A 6,400-nucleotide genomic window follows, 5' to 3' on the forward strand; every position below is an offset into this window, starting at 1 on the left:
GCTGCTGTGCTTTAACTGGATTTTGTTGATCTAAGTATTTTTGATACCAAACACGTAGTGTTTCAGGAGTACAGCCAATTTTAGGAGCAATTGCTGTGATTGCAGCCCAATTCGATGGATAATCTTTCTCGGATTCAATCAATAATTGAACCGCTCTTTCTCTGATTTCAGGGGTATATTTTAATTTTGTCATCGGGATAGTCTCTCAGAATATTGACTCTCCGACAAACCCGGTACGGTTCATAATTCCAAAACCATATTACTACCCGAATAAATTCGATATATTTTAATAGGTTATTTTATACACTTTGAGAATCATAACAAGCAACAAAATCTCCTCAATTACCTAGCTTAAAAACTAAGAAGTATCCAACTTTCAAATTCCTTCTTTATGCGTGATTTATAGAATCCCTCTCCTTGCGAAGCTTCACTTCTCACCTTTTACAAAGGGAGACTTGCCGTGTAATCAATTGGATACGCGGTGTTCCCTCTCCTTTTATAAAGGAGAGGGCTAGGGAGAGGATTATTAAAAGACTCCCTCTCCTGAGCAAGTTTTAAAGCACTACTTTAAAATGCAGCGCAAGCGGTTACTAGCAAGATTTTTATTATTTATACTATAAAATCAGAAATATCCAAGCAAAACAAAAATGACACCTGAACTATTACTTACCATCATTCAAACCCTCATCGGATTATTTGCTCTGGTCATTATCATTTTACTGAGGCTTTGTTGCACAAAGATTTGAAATGCAAAGCGCCCCTAATTGAGCCAAATTTAAGGCGTAACTTGGGTAAGTGGTCGACCTAATTCCGTAAATCTGTTAAGGACTGCTACACGTGCATGGATCTCATTCACTTGGCTATCAAAACTCCTTGCACTGAGTTTATCTCCTAATAATTTGATGCAATGCATCTTAGTTTCAACCAAACTTCGCCGATGATAGCCTGACCATTTTTTCCATAGTGTCCTGCCTAAACGCTTAACTGTTCGAAGTAATTCATTTCGCTCTAGCGAGCTACTCTTTGTATCTTTCCATGGTTTCGCATTTTTTCTAGGTGGAATCACCGCATGCCCTTGCCGATCTGCAATGACCTGACGGCATTGCTTGGTGTCATAAGCTCCATCGGTATAAACAGAGTCAATCTGCTCATCTTGTGGAATCTGATTAAGTAAATCACCAAGCACCTGTGAATCACTGACATTATTGGTTGTAAGCTGAACTGCTCGTATTTGTAGGGTTTTAGTATCTATACCAATATGAAGTTTACGCCATTGGCGACGATATTCAGGTCCATGTTTCTTGCGCTTCCATTCGCCCTCACCTAGAAACTTCATGCCTGTAGAGTCCATGAGTAGATGCAGCCCATCGCTACTTTTTTGGTAGCTGATTACAATATCAATATGCTTTTGTCTTCTACAAAGCGTGGTGTAATCTGGAGCTATCCAATTTAATCCGCAAAGTTTAATCAGACTTTGCACAAAGCCAGTAACCATACGTAAAGACAGACGGAATAAGGATTTAATCATTAAGCAGCATTGGATGGCTGCGTCGGAGTAGGTTTGATTTCGCCCTTGTTTGCCTTTTGATGGAGCATACCATTGCGTAGCAGGATCAAACCAAATGGCAATATTTCCGCGACTCATAAGTGCTCGGTTATATGCGGGCCAATTGGTTGTGCGGTAGATTTTGTGTGTAGGCTTCTTCATTTGAAAATTATATCGCTGAAAAAGCCTTTACAGATAGGTTTGTGCAACAAAGCCTTTTACTGATAATGATCAAATGGCGTAAACGACTATCCGCAGCTCAGCCTGTACCATATAGAAAACAGCGCGGTTTGGGCTTAGCAGATGGGCTTGAATTTATTTTCTATCCTATTTACTGGCTGATTAAAATCATTATCGCTATTTTCAAATAAAACCAGCTTACCCTCTTACAACCCCAACTTATTCAACAAATCCGGTGTCAAAAAAGTCTGTGCCACACGATTCAAATCGATATAACGCAGCACACCTTTAAGCTGATTATTGATTTCAGGATTCTTTAAAATTTCCTCACCTGTGGTTTTACCCAAAGCCTGAAAACTATCGCCCACAGCCTGTAAACCTTCAGCTTGAATCACCGCCTTGGTCTGTGCTGAACATTGCTCCACTAAAATGCGCTGCAACACCGTCGCCAGATTCTTGTCTAATGCTTCCTTTTGAGTCGCAGTCACATTGCTAAAAGCTTTTAAGTCCGGATGATTGCCCAATGCCACAAATGTCCATTGCAAGACCGTGGTTTTATCAGTGGCTGTAGTGGACTTCATCAAACAGTCACTCAGCTGATCGACCGTTGGGCCCGCCATCGTAACCTGTGCTGCTCCCAATAATGCTGCACCTAGAAAAAATGAACGAATACGAGAAGAACTTTTTAAACCCATCACCACTTCCTTTTAATATGACATCAGCATTTTGGCGCTGAAAATAGTTTCTTTGTATCATGTAAAAAGGAAATATACTGATAGAGCTCTGTAAAACCTGAACTGGATTTAAAATTAATTCAGATGAAAAATTTCATCCCATCATGCTATTCATCAGATGATGATATTGATCGAGTAAACTTAGCGTTATTATTCAAATTAAAACAATAAAAATAATCATGATGACTGCAAACACCTTTAACAGCATCCTTCCTTGGAGACTGGTTGTGTTCTTTAGCTTGACCGTATTGTTATTGATCCATCCTGTTTTTCGAAGATGGATGTTCGAATCGCGCGACCTGCCCAGCAAACGCAGTCGGATCTCATCCTCTATATCCGACCTGATTGAACTGATTTTTTATCCCATCTTCTGGTGAATCAAAATCATCATACGGATTCTGGATTAAATGCGTTTAATTCAGTGCTTATTTGATCTGTCTCAACATATTCTTCGCACCACTATGATTATAGTTATTAGACAGATTCTGTAGCACACGCTTGGCCTGAGCTTTAGCATTCGGGAAACGGTTGGCATAGGCCGGAATCCCGTTCAAACAGCGAGCAACCAGCATACCAGATTCGGTATAAACCCGAGTTCCCTCAGTCCCCTGCAATTTGCCATAATTGTAGGCACGCTGCGCATTATTGCAGGCATTATTCAGGTTCTTGCCACTATTAATATCACGGCGTGCTGCCACATAGAGCTTCATCTGCTGCTGTTGAGGTGTTTCTACCACTGAAGCTCTCACGGGGACTACCGTCGTCGCGATCTGTTTTTTCTCTAACTCTTTTCTTTCTAATTCCTTTCTCTCTAATTCTTTCCTTTCCTGCTCTTTACGCGCTGATTCTTTAAGTTCATTCGTGCTCTTCGTTACAGGCGTTTTTATCGATGCAGCAGTCTTTTTCTGGGTAGCGACAGTGTTCTTATTTGCAGCAAGGTAAAAGTTTCTTGCCTCAGTCGCACTCATCAACTTGGTCAGCAATCGAACGCTACGGTTCTGGCTGGTTTTATCGACCTGTCGTTCAGAAACCGGCTCGATCGAGACGATCCAGCTTTCAGCCAGGCCATCCATACGACACTGATAGGCGCCGCTTCCCTGTACCACACCTCGGTTTGTACTCAGGCGTTTGCGTTGGGCAAGATCTGCCACGGCATTAAAATTACTTCTATACAATAGGGAAAATTTACCGCCTTGTTCATGACAATATTGCGTCAGGATCGAACGCGGATACATGGCCTGAGTGCTGTTATTTTTCTGTGCTTGCCCCCAAAGATAAATATAATCTTTTGCACTGCCATCACGTTGATTCAAAGCCCGCTTGGCGATTAGCTCTTCCGGACTGGCAAAAGGATGTAAAACCCCTGATTTCAGCCGACTCACGCTATTACATCCCGCCAAGCCTATTGCCCCTATTATTAGAATTATTACGTTTAGCTTCACAGCAAATATCTCAACCCCAGATTCCCGTATAACATAGCCTAAATATCAGCAAACAACAAACACAAGATATTGATAAGTATCAAATTTAAAAGATAAAAAGGAGGCACATCATTCACAACCCTATACATTATGCCAAGCCTCAGCCTATAAAAATTGAGATAAGCATCCTTCTGGCGCGTAGTTAAAGGATAAATAACAGCGGGATTGAATCAGAAATAAATAGAACACCACATAAAAAGCCGAAGAAAGATAGCAATCTTTCTTCGGCAACTTATTCAGGATAACGGTACAGATCTTTATTATCATGTGTAAAAAATTACTTTTACCCTCTATAGCATTGTCTGAACAAGATCAGCATCAGAATAATTTCCTCAACGTACACTTCTTATTTTTATACGTTAAACCGCTGGAAATTAAACTCCATCTTCGCTGGTCATTAAGATTCTAATCAGGAAAACCAGACCTGAATACCCCTATATTGGGATGTTTTGCTCCTATTTGATCTGATCTGACCAACGGTCAGATCAAGCTTTTCGATTAGACATTAACGTCGATTTAGATATAAAAAGACAAAGATAAAATCATTTGGCTTTTACAATCTAATGGGTAACTTAGAAAAAATTAATCCAGATGGGATTCAAATGCTTTTAAACGTTTATAGATCGACATCAGCTCAATAATGGTCGGCCACGATAAAATCAGATATTGGAAAGACTCACGTACTTTTCCAAATACATTCAGGATTTGCATCATCAAACCCAGGGTGATCGTTCCTGCTGCAATACTCGGAAACAGGATAAATAATCCATAGATATTGTCTAACTGTAAGTACCAGATCCGGACCAGGTTGAAATAGGCATAGTGAAAATACAGACGAAAATAATTCCAGCGTACCCGGCTAAACAGTTCTTGCAGTGTCAGCGGATGAGCCCGATCAGCATGATCCTCTCCGTACACCAGTTCTTTACGGTAAGCAGCCTCGACTTTCTGGTTATTAAACTCCAGTCCTGGCAGTTTCATCCCGACCACCATCAAAATGACGGTACCCAATACGGCCCATCCAATAGAAGCCCACATTAAAGCATGCGGTATTTCTCCCACAATTGGCAGAACCTTTACATGACTTGAAAGCTGGTACAGGATAGGCAGAAACGCCATCAATAACATCAATGCTTCAATCAGGGAAACACTCAGCTGTTCCGTGGTTTTGGCAAAGCGCATGGTATCTTCCTGAATACGCTGGGATGCGCCTTCAATATGACGCAATTGTTCCCAATGTGCCGTGTAATAGTTATTCATCGCGGTACGCCAGCGGAACACATAATGGCTGACGAAAAACATATTAAATACGGCCAAAGTGACGTAAATCATGGCGATATAAATAAAGGTTAAAGCTTCTTGATAGAGAAGTGAAACATCTCCGCCACCGCTGCCTAGCATTTTCTGGATCTGGTCATAAAACGGGCTATACCATTCATTTAAAACGACATTGACCTGTACTCCAAACCAGATATTAAACAGGATAAAAGCCGAGCCCCAGACTGACCAACGCTGCCATGGATGTTGTGCTTTCCACGTCCAGAAGAGAGCAAATATGGCAGTGGCAAGAAAAAACCAAAGGTAGAACCAGAGAAACTTGGCTGACCAGAAACGACTGATACCGATAGCGAGACTTTCCTCAGAATAGCCTTCAGGGAAACCCAAATAGACTCCCCATCCTGATCCGCCAGTATGCCAAAGCACAAGATTAAGGATAAACCACAAAATCAGGCTGCTAAAAAACCAGACAGGTTGCGGAAAAAATGACTTGAACATGCTGACCGAGTTCTCCTTCTATATTTGGGTCATCCAAATGACGCCTAGTTTATTCTTATTTTAGACTTTTACTGTTATAAAGCATTAATTTTCAATTTAGTTTAAAAAATAACATAGCGATGCATAGTCCCTTATAAAATTTATTTTTATAGATTTTCAAAACGTATTTTTCTCTTAATGAGTCTTTTTATTCTTGATCAGCCTATCTAAAGCTCCAGAGGCAATCAGGCACATGAATCATCAAGTTTTTGCCTTATGTATTTTTAAATCCTGTACATCAGTACGGCCTATCTGTTTTATTACAAACGAATATAGCTTCTTAAGGTTCTATAAATAGAATAAAATCAAATACTCAATAATGGTTTTATAGATGTTTAGATAAAAGGTTTTGCTACTACTGAAGTGAACAAATCATTGACCCAGTTCTCATTTTTCGCAGAAATAGTTAAATTTTCAAAAATCATGCTATGATTTAACTCTCGAAAAGTAATCTTATTTTGGAATAAAACTATGGAAAGTTCGGTAATTGAATTACTTAAACCATTGACCTTAGAAAAGGAAAATTAGTCAGCTTGAACTCGACCCGGTCAATCATATCAACAATGATATTGAAGCGATCAAGCGTAAAAAGCTAAAATTGAAAGATGAAATTTATCGTCTGCTAAAAAGTTCTGAAGCCGATC

The 6,400-nt window shown here is 40.0% G+C and carries 4 protein-coding genes and 2 pseudogenes; 1 reads left to right on the forward strand and 5 read right to left on the reverse strand.

The window, feature by feature from the left end; genetic code table 11:
* From FTV48_RS13670 to sbmA, 5 genes and pseudogenes are all read right to left on the reverse strand, one after another.
* Window positions 1-193 (reverse strand): annotated as a pseudogene (locus FTV48_RS13670) (IS3 family transposase); the annotation flags it as partial.
* Window positions 194-775: 582 nt separating this feature from the next.
* Complete coding sequence (locus tag FTV48_RS13675; RefSeq protein WP_180000707.1) at window positions 776-1,708, reverse strand: IS5 family transposase; 933 nt, start codon at window positions 1,706-1,708, stop codon at window positions 776-778.
* Window positions 1,709-1,932: 224 nt separating this feature from the next.
* A complete protein-coding gene (locus FTV48_RS13680; RefSeq protein ID WP_005172120.1) occupies window positions 1,933-2,421 on the reverse strand; it encodes a hypothetical protein in 489 nt (162 codons plus the stop codon).
* 464 nt (window positions 2,422-2,885) lie between these two features.
* Complete coding sequence (locus tag FTV48_RS13685; protein WP_171502641.1) at window positions 2,886-3,842, reverse strand: hypothetical protein; 957 nt, start codon at window positions 3,840-3,842, stop codon at window positions 2,886-2,888.
* Between the two features lie 681 nt (window positions 3,843-4,523).
* A complete protein-coding gene (gene sbmA / locus FTV48_RS13690; RefSeq protein WP_005096155.1) occupies window positions 4,524-5,717 on the reverse strand; it encodes a peptide antibiotic transporter SbmA in 1,194 nt (397 codons plus the stop codon).
* Window positions 5,718-6,273: 556 nt separating this feature from the next.
* On the opposite strand from sbmA, the pseudogene FTV48_RS13695 reads away from it, so the two are divergent.
* A pseudogene (locus tag FTV48_RS13695) lies at window positions 6,274-6,400 on the forward strand (DUF465 domain-containing protein); the annotation flags it as partial.

The organism is Acinetobacter sp. YH18001 (assembly GCF_013416975.1).
GTDB lineage: Bacteria > Pseudomonadota > Gammaproteobacteria > Pseudomonadales > Moraxellaceae > Acinetobacter > Acinetobacter pseudolwoffii.